Genomic DNA, 14,505 nt, shown 5'->3' with positions numbered 1-14,505 from the left:
GCGTCAAACCTGCAGAATAGAGGAAACAAGCAATTGCGTATAGGGCTCGCGCGGATCGTCCAGCACCCGGTCGGTCAGGCCGTGCTCGATAACGTCGCCGCCCTTCATCACCATCATACGGTGGGAAAGCAGCCGCGCGACGGCCAGATCATGGGTGACGACGACGACGGCAAGACCGAGATCGTTGACGAGACCGCGGACCAGATCGAGCAGTCGCGCCTGCACGGAAACATCGAGGCCCCCGGTCGGCTCATCCATGAAGACGAGGCGCGGTGAGGTGACGAGGTTGCGGGCGATCTGCAGGCGCTGGCGCATGCCGCCGGAAAAGGCGCGCGGCTGATCGTCAATGCGGTCGGTGCCGATTTCCACCCGCTCCAGCCATTCGCTGGCCGATTGCCTTATGTTGCCGTAATGCCGGTTGCCGACGGCCATCAGCCGCTCGCCGACATTGGCGCCGGCCGAAACCGCCATGCGCAGCCCGTCCGCCGGGTTCTGGTGCACGAAACCCCAGTCGGTCCGCATCAGGAAACGCCGTTCGGCCTCGCCCATATGGTAGAGGTCACGCACCGAGCCGTCGCGCATGCGATATTCCACACTGCCCGCCGTCGGCATCAGCCGGGTGGAAATGCAGTTGAGGAGCGTGGTCTTGCCAGAACCGGATTCGCCGACAATGGCCAGAACCTCGCCTGGATAAAGCTCGAAGGAGACGTTGCGGCAACCGGCCCGCTCGCCGTAATATTTGGAAACGTCCCTGACTTTCAGAAGCGGTGCGTCGCTCATTCTGCGGCCTCCTTCACATCCGCCAGCAGGTGGCCTTTATGGCCATGGGCGCGGCGGTCCTCGCAATGGTCGGTATCGGAGCAGACGAACATTCGCCCGCCCTTATCATCAAGCACCACTTCGTCCAGATAGACATTCTCCGCGCCGCACAGTGAACAGGGTTTGTCAAAGCGCTGGATTTCGAAGGGATGATCTTCGAAATCGAGGCTGACGACGTCCGTATAGGGCGGCACGGCATAGATGCGCTTCTCACGCCCGGCGCCAAAAAGCTGGAGGGCGTCCGAGAGGTGCATTTTCGGATTGTCGAATTTCGGGGTAGGCGATGGATCCATCACATAACGCCCGGCAACCTTCACCGGATAGGCATAGGTGGTGGAGATGCGGCCGTTGCGGGCGATATCCTCGTAAAGCTTGACGTGCATCAGGCCATATTCCTCCAGCGCGTGCATGACGCGCGTTTCGGTCTCGCGCGGCTCAAGGAAGCGTAAAGGCTCGGGAATGGGAACCTGATAGACGAGGACCTGACCCGAATGCAGTTCTTCTTCCGGAATGCGGTGCCGCGTCTGGATGATGGTTGCATCCTTGGTGCGGGTGGTAACGGCAACATTCGCCACCTTCTGGAAGAAGGCGCGGATGGAAACCGCATTGGTCGTGTCGTCGGCGCCCTGGTCGATGACCTTCAGCACATCCTCTGGACCGAGGATGGAGGCGGTCACCTGCACGCCGCCGGTGCCCCAGCCATAGGGCATGGGCATTTCGCGGGAAGCGAAGGGCACCTGATAACCGGGAATGGCGATGGCCTTCAGGATCGCCCGGCGGATCATGCGTTTGGTCTGTTCGTCCAGATAGGCGAAGTTGTAGGCAGCCAGCCCGTCGTCGAATGAAACTTCTTTAAGCATTGCGCGTTAACCTTGCGAAAAAAGGAGTACAAGCTCATGGAGATTGGAATTCTTGCAGCCGTGTTCTTTGCTGTCTTTGCAGCATCGACCGTCTTTTGCGCCCTCTGGTTTGGCGAGCACGGCAGCCGCTGAGCTATTCGGCTGCATCACCCATCCATTCCGCGCCATTGGAATTGATCGCGTCGAAATCGGCGCGCATTTTCCTCACCAGACCGAGTTCGGCCTGGAAATCCACGTAATGCGGCAGTTTCAGATGTTCGACGAAACCCGTCGCCTGCACGTTGTCGGCGTGTGAAATGACGAATTCCTCGTCCTGCGCGGGGGCCACGACGTCCTCGCCGAATTCGCCTGCCCGCAGCGCGCGGTCGACCAGCGACATGGCCATGGCCTTGCGCTCGCTCTGGCCGAACACCAGACCGTAGCCACGGGTGAATTGCGGCGGCGCTTTTGCCGAACCCTTGAACTGGTTGACCATCTGGCATTCGGTGACCTGTATGTCGCCCAGCGAGACGGCAAAGCCGAGTTCCGGCACGTCCAGTTCAATCTCCACTTCACCGATGCGTATTTCACCGACAAAGGGGTGCGTGCGGCCATAACCGCGCTGTGTTGAATAAGCGAGCGCCAGAAGGAAACCCTCATCACCACGCGCCAACGATTGCAGGCGCAGGTCACGCGGCATTGGAAACTCCATCGGCTCCCGCGTCAGATCGCCGGCAATATGATCATCAGGCATATCGCCGTCGGTCTCTATCAGTCCCTCTTGCGCCAGAATGTCGGAGACGCGCATGACATATTCCGGCTCGCCTTCACGCCGGGCAGCGGTTTCGACGGTCTCGTCCTCGAGAAGAGAGGGGTCAAGCAGGCGGTGGGTGTAATCGAAGGTCGGCCCCAGCAATTGCCCGCCCGGCAAATCCTTGTAGGTCGCGGAAACGCGCCGGTGCACCGTCATCTCAGCGGTATCGACCGGAACCGAATAACCGAAACGTGGCAGCGTCGTGCGGTAGGCGCGCAGCAGAAAGATGGCCTCGATCATGTCGCCGCGGGCCTGCTTGACCGCAAGGGCTGCAAGCGATTGATCGTAAAGAGACGCTTCCGCCATAACCCGGTCGACGGCGAGCGAAAGCTGCGAAACGATCTGCGCCACCGTCATGGCGGGCAGGTCACGGTCTCCGCGCCGCTTGTCGGCAAGAAGCCGGTGGGCGTTGGCAATGGCGGTTTCCCCGCCTTTGACAGCAACATACATCTTATGCCTCCACGAGTTGGATGCGCGTCGTGCGCGGCAGGCAGACAAATCTATCGGCGGATGTCAGGATGACGTCGACGCCGCGCGGGAAAATGGCATTGTTCTCCGCCCACAGCCTCGGGAATATGTCCGGCAGGCCTGTCGGGCTAATGATGTTGACGTGGCGGATACCGGGGCCGGAGAGCAGCAATTCCCGCCCGCCATCCAGATCAGGCAACTCGATGATGAGCGTGGTGGAGCGGTCCGGATATTCCTGGCTTCCCTGGGCGAAGAGACCGAAGGAGGCTATGGCGCTGCCCGCTTCGATGACGGCGAAATGCGCCGCATTTTTTTCATCCGTCGCGACCGCACCCGTATGAAATGCGACCCAACCGGGGACGGTGGTTTTTCGTAGCGCGCCGCTCAGCCAGACTGGCGTATCGTGATCGCAGAGCGCCAGCAGAACCGCGCCAGTGGCGGGGGCGAGAGGCGATGGCGGGGCGACCGCGGTTTCGATTGTCTGCGGCGTGCCCGGCCGGGCCATGCCATCCATGAGTTTCTTGAAAATCCGTTGGGAATCGAAGACGGCGTCGGAGAAACCGCCCGTCAATGCTTCGGCCTTGACGCTCATCAATCTTCTCCTCGAACCATGGTGAAGAAATCGACCCGTGTTGCGGCGGTTTCTTTTGTTTTCCTGTCCTTCTCTTCGGTCAGTCGTTTCTCGACCGGTGAAAGAAGCTCGGTCTCGACAAAGCCGCGGGTCGGGCTTTCCTGCCAGAGCGCATCGAAAACGGCGGCGTACCAGGCCTTCTTGCGGCCGGTGCCGAGAACATGTGCGTGACCCACGGTGCCTGAGGCAAGTTTGACGGTTGCCCGGGTCACGGTCGTCTCACCCAGATTGAAGGGCGCGCCGCCGCCGCCGATGCGGCCTTTGACCATGACGAGGCCGGTTTCCGGCCCACGCACATTTTCCGTCCGGGGGCTTTCATCCTGCCGGTTCCAGACGGTTTCAAGTTCCTGAACCGTGGCGCGGGCAAGAAGCGCCGCCACCCGCTTTCTGTCTGCATGCAAATCTGCAGTTTCATGAATCATCGCTTGACCTCTAATGTCTATTGATATAGACAACTATACAATATAAGGTACATTTAACGTTAGTGAATGACAAGCGTGTGACATGGGCCCTTCGGCAGCGATGAAAAGAAAGAACGGCGTGGCGCTCTGGCGGCAGATCGCCGACAGGATCAGAGGCGAGATCGCGGCGGGCGATCACGATGAAACCGGCATGTTACCGCCGGAAATGACGCTGGCTGAAAAATTCGGCGTCAACCGCCATACCGTCCGAAGCGCCATTGCCGCACTCGCCAGCGAAGGCATCCTCGAGCCGGTGCAGGGGCGCGGCACGATGATCGCCCGCAAGGAGCGCCTGAGTTTTCCAATCTCACGGCGCACGCGGTTCACGGCGGGGATCGCCGATCAGGTCAAGGAAATGGAAGCGCTGCTTCTGTCTCACACGACCGAGCCGGCAAATGCCGATCTGGCGGCGCGGTTGCAATTGCCGGTCGATGCGCCGCTCATTCGTCTCGAAACGCTGCGCAAGGCCGATAATCGGCCGGTGTCCCGTTCGACCACATGGTTTCCGGCCGATCGTTTCGCCGGAATAGGCGAGGCCTACCAGAAGAGCGGCTCGATTACCGCTGCCTTCAATATGCTGGGCGTGGCGGATTACGTGCGTATTTCCACCGTCATTTCCGCCAGCCATGCGGACACGCAGGATCTGGCCGATCTGGAACTGTCGCCGGGCGCAATCCTGCTCGTCACCCAGGCGCTGAATGCCGATATGGATGGCGTGCCGGTACAATATGCCATCAGCCGCTTCTCGGCCGATACGGTCGAATTCACGGTTGAAAATTAAGGTGCAGGCTTATTCCGGCTGCGAAAGCCCCAGCACATCCAGCATGGAATAAAAGCCCGGCTTTTTGTCGAAGGCCCAAAGCGCCGCGACAATTGCCCCGCGTGCGAAGATGGAGCGGTCACCGGCATAGTGGGAGAGCTCGACGCGCTCTCCCTCGCCGGCGAAAATGACAGAATGTTCGCCGATCACCGAACCGCCGCGCAGCGTGGCAAAACCGATGGTGCCCGCCTCACGCGCGCCCGTATGCCCGTCGCGTACGCGCACCGAGGACGCGGTGAGATCGACCTTGCGGCCCGCCGCCGCCGCCTCGCCGAGCAGAAGGGCGGTGCCCGACGGCGCATCCACCTTATGTTTGTGGTGCATTTCAAGGATTTCGATATCCCAGTTCTGCGCATCCAGCGCCTGCGCCGCCTGCTGCGTCAAAACGCTGAGCAGGTTGACGCCGAGGCTCATATTGCCCGATTTGACGATGCGCGCATGGCGCGACGCCGCCTTGAATTTCTCCTCGTCTTCCGCTGAGCAGCCCGTGGTGCCGATCACATGCACGATACGGGCCTGCGCGGCGAGGCCGGCAAAGGTAACGCTGGTTGCCGGCAAGGTGAAATCGATCACCCCTTCCGCATGCAGAAATGCCTGAAGCGGATCGCTGGTGATCTCGACACCGATCGGGCCGAGACCGGCGATTTCGCCCGCATCGCGGCCGACAAAGGCAGAGCCTTCGCGCGCGACGGCGGCATGCAGCTGGACGCCGGGCGTCTGGTGAATAAGGCGGATCAGCGCCTGTCCCATGCGGCCCGCCGCGCCGACCACCACCAGTTTCATGCCGCTGCTGCCCATGCTTTCACTCACTTTTCATGTCGGGCGGATCGAGACCCGCCGGTATCGGACGATTCATGTTGCCGCGGTGACGTTAAAGACCGCCCGGCCGCTTCGCAAGCATCACATCAAATGGTCGACCGCTGGAAACGCGATCATGCCCTCCAGCGCCGTCCATCGAGCGAAAGGCCGAAATCGGAAGGTGTTCTCGCATAGGTCGCCAGCCCGGAAAGGGCAGCCTGCGGATGGGTGACGACGAAGGTGGGGATGGTCCGCATCAGCGCGCTGTGCGGCGCCTTGTCCTCGAAGGCGGCCCGGAATTCGGGGCTTTTCAGCGCCGGAATGATTTTCTGCGAAATGCCGCCGGCCAGATAGACGCCGCCCTTGGCCATGAAGATCAAGGCCAGATCGCCAGCCAGGCGGCCGAGATAGGTGCTGAAAAGCGAAAGCGTTTCTTTCGCCTGCGCATTCTGGCCGGAAAGCCCGTGAGAGGTGATGTCGGCGGGATCGGAAAAGACGGGGTCTATGCCATCGGCTTTGCAGACGGCGCGATAAAGATTGACCAGTCCACGCCCGCACAGGATCTGCTCGCCGGCGACACGGCCCTCAATGGTTTCAATATGCGGAAAAACCGCATAGTCGCGCGTGCTTCTGGGGCCGATATCGACATGGCCGCCTTCACCCGGTACCGGGAACCACATGTGGCGGGCGTAAACCAGCCCGGCGACGCCAAGGCCCGTGCCCGGCCCAAGAACCACACGCGACGCCAGCACGTCTTTTTTGCCGGCGCCGATGGGCTCGCGATTGTCATCGTCGAGCGCTGCAATCGCCAGAGCCTGCGCTTCGAAGTCGTTGATGACGATGACATCCTTCAGGCCGAGTTTCGCCAGCATATCCTTCGGCTTCACGACCCAATGGCAATTGGTCAGCGGAATTTCGTCGCCTTCGATGGGGCCAGCAATCGCAAGGATGGTCGAGACCGGCTGCAGCGAGGTCTTGTCCAGAACCGCCTGCTGAATGGCGTCGTCAATCGTCGGATATTCCGCTGTTTTCACGGTGGTGAGGTGCACGGGTTCCGCGAAGGAATCGATCAGAATGGAAAAGCGGGCATTGGTGCCGCCGATGTCGCCAAGCAGGATCGGAAAGGACAGATATTCGGTATCGGACGTCTTCGGCATTACCTGTTCCATGTTGGCGCGTCATTCGGCGAGGTTGAAGTCGATGAGGTTTTCTGCGGTGGCGCGGTTGAGCGCCATGGGAATATCGTAAACCGTGGCAAGCCGGGTCAGTGCCTTCACATCCACATCATGCGGCATCGCCGTCAGCGGGTCGGTGAAGAAGATCAGCATATCCACCTCGCCGGTCGCAATCATCGCGCCGATCTGCTGGTCGCCGCCGAGTGGGCCGCTCTTGAGGCGAATGACATCGAGCCCCGGACAGGCTTCCTGAACCCGCCCGCCGGTCGTGCCGGTGGCGACGATCCTGAATCCGGCTAGCGCCTTTTGATGGTGACGTGCGAAATCCGCCATATCGTCTTTTTTCTCGTCGTGAGCGATGAGTGCGATACAGCGTTGCCCTGCCATGTCCCCAGCCTGTTCCCGGTAAAGAATTAAATCGATTTGAAGCCTTCTATAACAGCTTGCAGCCATTTGAAAAGGGAAGCTGTTGAATGCCGCATTTCTGTATCAGTTCAATGTCGGACGCTGGGTCGGAAGCGGAATATCTGAAGGCGGCTGAATGGCCGGAGCATTCTGGATGACCTGTTCGACGCTCTGTTGCCGCACGGCCTGGGCCGGGGAATAGGCCTGGGCGGCAAAACCCTCCGGATTGGCGGAAGGAGCGGCAGCCACGGCAGCGCAGGCCGATGGCAGGTCGGAAACCATGACGGGGCGGGGTTTAACCGGCTTGGCGTTGGGATCCTTTTTCGGAGGCGCCCAAGGCTCCTTGCTGAACCACCAGGCCAGCGACTTGTCGCAGCCATCACCCTTGCCCACGGCCGCCTGCGGTTTGCAGTTGGGCGCGCCGGGCGGGCATTCGAGCCTGACGTGGAAATGCTCGTCGTGACCGTAAATCGGCCTGATCTTGCCCATGAAAGTGCGGTCGCCCGTCCAGGTCTGGCAGAGTTTCTGCTTGATCGCCGGGTTGACGAAAATCCGCTCCACCTGCGGATAGCTTGCGGCCATCATCACCAGCCGGGCATTGAGCGGTGACCATTTGCGGTCGTCCACCGTCAGAAACTTGCTTTTGTCCAGCATGGATACGAAAGGCACCGTTTCACGCTGCTCCACGCTCAGCCGGGGCGTGGGCATCGGCCGCCACCAGATATCGACATCGAGACCGATCTGGTGCGAGGCATGGCCTGTCAGCATCGGCCCGCCGCGCGGCTGGGAAATATCGCCCAGCAGCAGCCCCGGCCAGCCGATTTTCTGGGCGTCCTGCGAAAATTGCTCGAGGAAGGAAATCAGCTGCGGCTGTCCCCAGCGCCGGTTGCGGGAAAGGCGCATGGCCTGCCAGCCTGGACCATCCGTCGGCATGGCGATCGCGCCGGACTGGCATCCCTTGGCATAGGAGCCGATCGGCTGCGAGCTCGCGGCGGAAGGCAGAGCCATGTGGCCAAACACTTCTTTTGCGGGCCTGTCTTCAGCCGATACGGTTTGAACCTGCAGCTGCACCGCGGAAACAACCGAAATCGCCAGCATGGCCGCCTTGAAAACTCTGGATGATCCCGCCGTCATATAGTCGTGCCCGTCCGATCAGATGATTCTCTTCTCCTCAAGATAAACTGGAACGGGATTTTGTTGAAACCATGTTTCGACCGCTGGCGCCAAAGCATGAGGATAAAGACGCCGATAAAGAGCTTGTGAGGCGGCGCATCTGTTTTTTGCCAATCTTTGTTTTATGCTCTCTCCAACAAACACGAAAACAGGGACATTCCCCCAATGATATTGGCACCACTGAAATCCCGCTGCCTCATCGCTCTTGCGGCATCCGCCCTGCTGATACCGGCGGCGGCCTCCGCACAATCGGCCGATGTATGGCGAAAGGGGATTTCGACGGTCGGGGAACTGAAACATCCCGATGGCTTCGATCATTTCGACTATGTGAACACCAAGGCGCCGAAAGGGGGCATCCTTCGCCTGTCGACGGCGGGCACCTTCGATACGCTCAATCCGCTGCTCGCCAAGGGCGAGGCGGCGACCGGCCTTTCTCTTGTTTTCGATACATTGATGAAATCGACGGAAGAGGAGCTGTCGGCCTCCTACGGTCTTCTGGCCGAGGGCGTGAGCTATCCGAACGATATTTCGAAAGCCACCTTCCGGCTGCGCGCCGAAGCGAAATGGGCCGATGGCAAGCAGGTGACGCCGGAGGATGTCGTCTTCAGCTTCGAAAAGGCCAAGGATCTGAGCCCGCAGCTTGCGACCTATTACACCCACGTCACCAAGGCGGAGGTGAGTGGCGAAAGGGACATTACCTTCACTTTCGATGAAAAGAACAATCGCGAATTGCCGCAGATTGTCGGGCAATTGCTGATCGTTCCCAAGCACTGGTGGGAAGCCGCCGGCCCGGATGGCAAGCCGCGCGACATATCGCGTGGCACGCTGGAGCCGGTGATGGGTTCCGGCCCCTACAAGATTGCCTCAGTCTCTCCCGGCTCGACAATTACTTATGAACGCCGCGACGACTACTGGGGCAAGGACGTCAACGTGAATGTCGGGCTGAACAATTTCAAAACCATCGCCTACACCTTCTTCGCCGATCAGGATGTCGAATTCCAGGCCTTCAAGTCCGGCACCGTTGATTTCCGGCAGGAAGCCTCCTCCAGCCGCTGGGTCACGGGTTATGATTTCCCAGCCGTTAAGGAAGGCCGCGTCAAGAAGGAAGAACTGCCGAATATCTATCGTTCCGTCGGCATCATGCAGGCCTTTGTGCCGAACCTGCGCCGCGAAAAATTCCAGAACCCGAACCTGCGCAAGGCACTCAACTACGCTTTCGATTTCGAGGAGCTGAACCGAACGCTGGCTTACGGCCAGTTCCAGCGCATCAACAGCTTCTTCATGGGCAGCGAGCTGGCCTCTTCCGGCCTGCCCACCGGGCGAGAGCTGGAAATTCTTCAGGAACTGAAGGATCAGGTTCCGCCGGAGGTCTTCACGACAGAATATCGCAACCCCGTGGCAGGCGATCCCGCCAAGCAGCGCGACAATCTGCGCGAGGCGGTCAGGCTGATGAAGGAAGCCGGTTACGAGCTGCGCGGCAACCGCATGGTCAATGCGAAAACCGGACAGCCGCTCGATATGGAGTTTCTGATCGATTCCGCCGGCATGGAAAGAACCATCCTGCCCTATGTCCAGAACCTCAAGAAGATTGGCATCAACGCGACGATCCGCACAGTCGACGCCTCGCAATATACCAACCGCACCCGCAGCTTCGATTATGACGTCATCGTCAAGCTCTGGGCGACTTCCGCCAACCCCGGAAACGAACAGGCGGATTTCTGGGGCTCGGCCGCCGCCGACCGGCAAGGGTCCAACAATATTGCCGGTATCAAGAACCCCGCCGTCGATGCGTTGGTCAGGAAGGTCATATTTGCGCCCAACCGGGATGAACAGGTCGCCGCCGCACGCGCGCTCGACCGGGTACTTCTGGCAAACAGCTACGTCATACCGCAATTCTACCGTGGTGAGATGTTCATCGCTTACTGGAATACGCTCATCCGTCCGGAAAACCTGCCCCAATATGGTGTCGGTTTTCCGGAAGCATGGTGGTCCAGCCAGGCCGCGAACTGACGCTGGCCTTGCTTTCGTGCCGAAGGCTTGATTCACATAGGGCGAGACGAATCGCTTAAAGCGCAGGCAGCGCTTTCAGGAAAGGACCGGGTTTGACAGAAACGAAAACCGCTGACGTATCGGCCGGGAGCAGAGGCTGATGGGCGCCTATATCCTCAGACGTCTGGCGCTGATGATCCCGACCATCATCGGCATTATGGGCATTTCGTTTCTCGTCATCCAGTTCGCGCCGGGCGGGCCGGTGGAACAGGTCGTCGCGCAATTGACCGGGCAGGGCGACAGCGCCTCCGACCGGCTCTCGGGCGGCGGCGATCTCATGGGCCAGTCCGGCGGTTTCGATGACAGCGGTTCGAAATATCGCGGCGCGCAGGGTCTCGATCCGGAACTGATCGCCAAGCTCGAAAAGCAGTTCGGTTTTGACAAGCCGCCGCTCACCCGTTTTCTCGAAATGATGTGGAATTATATCCGCTTCGATTTCGGCGACAGCTTCTTCCGCAATTCCTCCGTCATCGATCTCATCATCGACAAGCTGCCGGTGTCCGCATCGCTCGGCTTCTGGATTCTGATCATTTCCTACATCATCTCCATTCCGCTCGGCATCAAGAAAGCCGTGTCCGACGGCTCGACCTTCGATGTCTGGACCTCCGGCATCATCATCATCGGTTATGCCGTGCCGAGCTTCCTGTTCGGTATCCTGCTCATCGTCCTCTTTGCCGGTGGATCCTTCTTCGACTGGTTTCCGCTCCGCGGTCTGGTGTCGGATAATTTTGATCAGCTGAACTGGTGGCAGAAGATCATCGACTATTTCTGGCACCTGACCCTGCCGCTCATTGCGCTGTCGCTTTCGGCCTTTGCGACGACGACGCTGCTGACCAAGAACTCCTTCATCGACGAGATCAAGAAGCAATATGTCATCACCGCCCGCGCCAAGGGGCTCACGGAGCGCAAGGTTCTTTATGGTCATGTGTTCCGCAACGCGATGCTGATCGTGATCGCCGGTTTTCCGGGCGCCTTCATCTCGGCCTTCTTCACCGGATCGCTGCTGATCGAGAATATCTTCTCGCTCGATGGCCTTGGCCGCCTCGGTTATCTCTCGGTCGTCAACCGTGACTATCCGATCGTGTTCGGCACGCTCTTCATCTTCTCGTTGATGGGCCTCGTGGTCGGCCTCATTTCCGACCTTATCTATACATGGATCGATCCGCGCATTGATTTCGAGCGGAGGGACGTGTGATGACGCTTGCCCATACCGCCGCAGCCGAAACGATAGAAAAGCCGAAGCGCCCGTGGTTTTCGCCGACCACCAAGCGCCGCTGGCAGAATTTCAAGGCTAACCGGCGCGGTTATTGGTCCTTCTGGCTGTTCCTGATCCTGTTTTTCCTGAGCCTGATCGCGGAATTCATCGCCAATGACAAACCCGTCCTTGCCTCCTACAAGGGCGAGCTGCTGGTGCCCGTCATGGTGGATTATCCGGAGGAAAAATTCGGCGGCTTCCTTGCCCAGACCGATTACAAATCCTCCTTCATTCAGGACGAGATCAACGCCAATGGCTGGATGATCTGGCCGCCGATCCGTTATTCCTATCAGACGGTCAATTCCAATATTCCCCATTCGGCACCTACCGCGCCGTTCTGGCTGATGGACGAAAAAGACCGCTGCTCGGCCTATCCGCAAGGCAATGCCGATCCCGGCTGCACTCTCGGCAACCTCAACTGGCTCGGAACGGACAATCAGGCGCGCGATGTCACGGCGCGGATGATCTACGGTTTCCGTATTTCCGTGCTGTTCGGTCTGACGCTGACCATCGCGTCGGCCCTTGTCGGCGTCACCGCCGGCGCGATTCAGGGTTATTTCGGCGGCTGGACCGACCTGCTGTTGCAGCGTTTCATCGAAATCTGGTCGTCCATGCCAGTGCTTTATATCCTGCTCATCATCGCGGCCATCCTGCCGCCGGGTTTCTTCGTGCTGCTCGGCATCATGCTGCTCTTTTCATGGGTCGGCTTCGTCGGCATCGTGCGCGCCGAATTCCTGCGGGCCAGAAACTTCGAATACGTCCGCGCCGCCCGCGCCCTTGGCGTCGGCAACTGGACGATCATGTTCCGGCATCTTCTGCCCAACGCCATGGTGGCGACACTGACCTTCCTGCCTTTCATCCTCTCCGGTTCGATCACGACGCTCACCTCGCTCGATTTCCTCGGCTTCGGCATGCCGCCGGGATCGCCGTCGCTGGGCGAGATGATCGCGCAGGGCAAGAACAACCTTCAGGCCCCCTGGCTTGGCCTCACTGCGTTTTTCACCATGTCCATCATGCTCTCACTGTTGATTTTCGTCGGTGAAGCGGTGCGCGACGCCTTCGATCCACGCAAGACGTTCCGGTGATCGCCATGACGGAAACAAAGACCCAACCGCTTCTCTCCGTCCGCGATCTCTCCGTCGCTTTCCACCAGGGCGGCGCGACCAGCATAGCCGTTGATCACGTTTCTTTCGATCTGATGCCGGGTGAGGTCGTCGCCCTCGTTGGCGAGTCCGGTTCCGGCAAGTCCGTGACGGCGAACTCCATTCTCAAATTGCTGCCCTATCCGGCGGCAAGCCATCCATCGGGAAAAATCCTGTTCGACGGCAAGGACATGCTGACTTTGCCGGAACGCTCCCTGCGCGCGGTCCGCGGCAACGACGTCACCATGATTTTTCAGGAGCCGATGACTTCGCTCAATCCGCTCCACACCATCGAGCGGCAGATCGGCGAGATTCTGGAGCTGCATCAGGCAATCACCGGAGCGCAGGCGCGGGCGCGCACGCTGGAACTGCTGCTGCAGGTGGGTATCCGCGAACCGGAAAAGCGCCTGAAGGCCTATCCGCATGAATTGTCCGGCGGCCAGCGGCAGCGCGTGATGATTGCCATGGCGCTTGCCAACCGGCCGAAACTGCTGATCGCCGACGAACCGACGACGGCGCTCGACGTGACGGTTCAGGCCCAGATCCTCGAACTTCTGAGCGACCTCAAGACCAAGCACGGCATGTCCATGCTGTTTATCACCCACGATCTCGGCATTGTCCGCAAATTTGCCGACCGCGTCTGCGTCATGACCAAGGGCAAGATTGTCGAGACCGGCACCGTGGAGCAGGTTTTCAACGATCCGCAGCACGCCTATACCCGCCATCTTCTGGCGGCGGAGCCAAAGGGCGAGCCTCCCCATTCCGACGCCAGCAAACCCGTGGTCATGCAGGGCGACGATATCAAGGTCTGGTTCCCCATCAAGGCGGGGCTGATGCGCCGTGTGGTCGACCATGTGAAGGCGGTCGATGGCATCGATATTACCCTGCGCGCCGGGCAGACGGTTGGTGTGGTGGGCGAATCCGGTTCCGGCAAGACGACGCTCGGCCTGGCGCTCTCGCGGTTGATTGCGTCTGAAGGGCGTATCAGCTTCATCGGCCAGTCGATTGACCACTATTCCTATGAAATGATGAAGCCGCTCAGAAACCGGCTGCAGGTGGTGTTTCAGGATCCTTACGGTTCGCTCAGCCCGCGCATGTCGGTAGGCGAGATCGTCGCCGAGGGCTTGAAGGTGCATGAGCGGTCTCTGTCTGCCGACGAGCGCGATACGCGTGTCGCCACCGCGCTGGAAGAGGTCGGTCTCGACCCCGCGACGCGCTGGCGGTATCCGCACGAATTTTCCGGCGGCCAGCGCCAGCGCATCGCCATTGCCCGCGCCATGGTGCTTAAACCCCGTTTTGTCATGCTGGACGAGCCGACATCCGCGCTCGACATGAGCGTGCAGGCGCAGGTGGTCGATCTGCTGCGCGATCTTCAGGCCAAGCACGAACTCGCCTATCTCTTCATCAGCCACGACCTGAAGGTGGTGAAGGCGCTTGCCAACGATCTGATCGTCATGCGCCATGGCAAGGTGGTGGAGAGCGGCCCGGCGGCGAATATATTCGCTGATCCGCAGCAGGAATATACCAGGGCGTTGCTGGCGGCGGCCTTTAATATCGAGGCTGTCGAAACCAAAGCGGTAAGCCAGTAGACGTGTCGCTATTTCTATTAAGGCAATGATTTTTCTGTTGCTTTGCAAAAAATGCCGACCCATGTTG

The 14,505-nt window shown here is 59.9% G+C and carries 14 protein-coding genes; 5 read left to right on the top strand and 9 right to left on the bottom strand.

Annotation, left to right across the window (positions count from 1 at the left end):
* Window positions 1-3: 3 nt before the first annotated feature.
* The 5 genes from phnK to phnG form a co-directional block, all read right to left on the bottom strand.
* Window positions 4-780, bottom strand: coding sequence for a phosphonate C-P lyase system protein PhnK (gene phnK, locus AC1ROR_RS12205; RefSeq protein ID WP_035219536.1), 777 nt, complete (start codon window positions 778-780; stop codon window positions 4-6).
* Window positions 777-1,679, bottom strand: a complete 903-nt coding sequence (locus AC1ROR_RS12200; RefSeq protein ID WP_498589535.1) for an alpha-D-ribose 1-methylphosphonate 5-phosphate C-P-lyase PhnJ — start codon at window positions 1,677-1,679, stop codon at window positions 777-779. Before AC1ROR_RS12200 ends, phnK begins: the two co-directional genes overlap by 4 nt.
* 133 nt (window positions 1,680-1,812) lie before the next feature.
* Window positions 1,813-2,922, bottom strand: a complete 1,110-nt coding sequence (locus tag AC1ROR_RS12195; protein WP_498589534.1) for a carbon-phosphorus lyase complex subunit — start codon at window positions 2,920-2,922, stop codon at window positions 1,813-1,815.
* Between the two features lies 1 nt (window position 2,923).
* Complete coding sequence (gene phnH / locus AC1ROR_RS12190; RefSeq protein WP_498589533.1) at window positions 2,924-3,532, bottom strand: phosphonate C-P lyase system protein PhnH; 609 nt, start codon at window positions 3,530-3,532, stop codon at window positions 2,924-2,926.
* On the bottom strand, window positions 3,532-3,993 hold the full coding sequence (gene phnG / locus AC1ROR_RS12185) for a phosphonate C-P lyase system protein PhnG (protein ID WP_035219528.1): 462 nt from the start codon (window positions 3,991-3,993) through the stop codon (window positions 3,532-3,534). Before phnG ends, phnH begins: the two co-directional genes overlap by 1 nt.
* Window positions 3,994-4,075: 82 nt before the next feature.
* Here phnG and phnF point away from each other — a divergent pair, with 82 nt between their 5' ends.
* The gene (phnF, locus tag AC1ROR_RS12180) at window positions 4,076-4,813 is read left to right on the top strand and encodes a phosphonate metabolism transcriptional regulator PhnF (protein WP_498589532.1); all 738 of its coding nucleotides are present in this window, start codon (window positions 4,076-4,078) and stop codon (window positions 4,811-4,813) included.
* A gap of 9 nt (window positions 4,814-4,822) precedes the next feature.
* Here phnF and dapB read toward each other — a convergent pair whose 3' ends face one another.
* From dapB to mepA, 4 genes are all read right to left on the bottom strand, one after another.
* Window positions 4,823-5,650, bottom strand: a complete 828-nt coding sequence (dapB, locus tag AC1ROR_RS12175; RefSeq protein ID WP_498589531.1) for a 4-hydroxy-tetrahydrodipicolinate reductase — start codon at window positions 5,648-5,650, stop codon at window positions 4,823-4,825.
* Window positions 5,651-5,784: 134 nt separating this feature from the next.
* Window positions 5,785-6,807 (bottom strand): glucokinase, encoded by a 1,023-nt coding sequence (locus tag AC1ROR_RS12170; RefSeq protein ID WP_498589530.1) that lies wholly within the window; start codon window positions 6,805-6,807, stop codon window positions 5,785-5,787.
* 21 nt (window positions 6,808-6,828) lie between these two features.
* Window positions 6,829-7,212, bottom strand: coding sequence for a methylglyoxal synthase (locus AC1ROR_RS12165; RefSeq protein WP_035219519.1), 384 nt, complete (start codon window positions 7,210-7,212; stop codon window positions 6,829-6,831).
* 102 nt (window positions 7,213-7,314) lie between these two features.
* Complete coding sequence (gene mepA, locus AC1ROR_RS12160) at window positions 7,315-8,364, bottom strand: penicillin-insensitive murein endopeptidase (RefSeq protein WP_498589529.1); 1,050 nt, start codon at window positions 8,362-8,364, stop codon at window positions 7,315-7,317.
* A 204-nt stretch (window positions 8,365-8,568) separates the two neighbouring features.
* Between mepA and AC1ROR_RS12155 the strand changes: the two genes are divergently transcribed.
* From AC1ROR_RS12155 to AC1ROR_RS12140, 4 genes are all read left to right on the top strand, one after another.
* On the top strand, window positions 8,569-10,413 hold the full coding sequence (locus AC1ROR_RS12155) for an extracellular solute-binding protein (RefSeq protein WP_498589528.1): 1,845 nt from the start codon (window positions 8,569-8,571) through the stop codon (window positions 10,411-10,413).
* A gap of 139 nt (window positions 10,414-10,552) precedes the next feature.
* Entirely contained in the window at window positions 10,553-11,647 is a 1,095-nt protein-coding gene (locus AC1ROR_RS12150; protein WP_020812944.1) for a microcin C ABC transporter permease YejB, read from the top strand.
* On the top strand, window positions 11,647-12,792 hold the full coding sequence (locus AC1ROR_RS12145) for an ABC transporter permease (protein ID WP_080833080.1): 1,146 nt from the start codon (window positions 11,647-11,649) through the stop codon (window positions 12,790-12,792). Before AC1ROR_RS12150 ends, AC1ROR_RS12145 begins: the two co-directional genes overlap by 1 nt.
* 5 nt (window positions 12,793-12,797) lie before the next feature.
* Window positions 12,798-14,438, top strand: a complete 1,641-nt coding sequence (locus AC1ROR_RS12140; protein WP_498589526.1) for an ABC transporter ATP-binding protein — start codon at window positions 12,798-12,800, stop codon at window positions 14,436-14,438.
* The last annotated feature ends 67 nt before the right edge of the window (window positions 14,439-14,505 follow it).

The organism is Agrobacterium sp. GW821-FHT14E08 (assembly GCF_058803865.1).
Note: the sequence above shows the minus strand (reverse complement) of the source record. Positions and strands in the feature narration are given on the sequence as shown.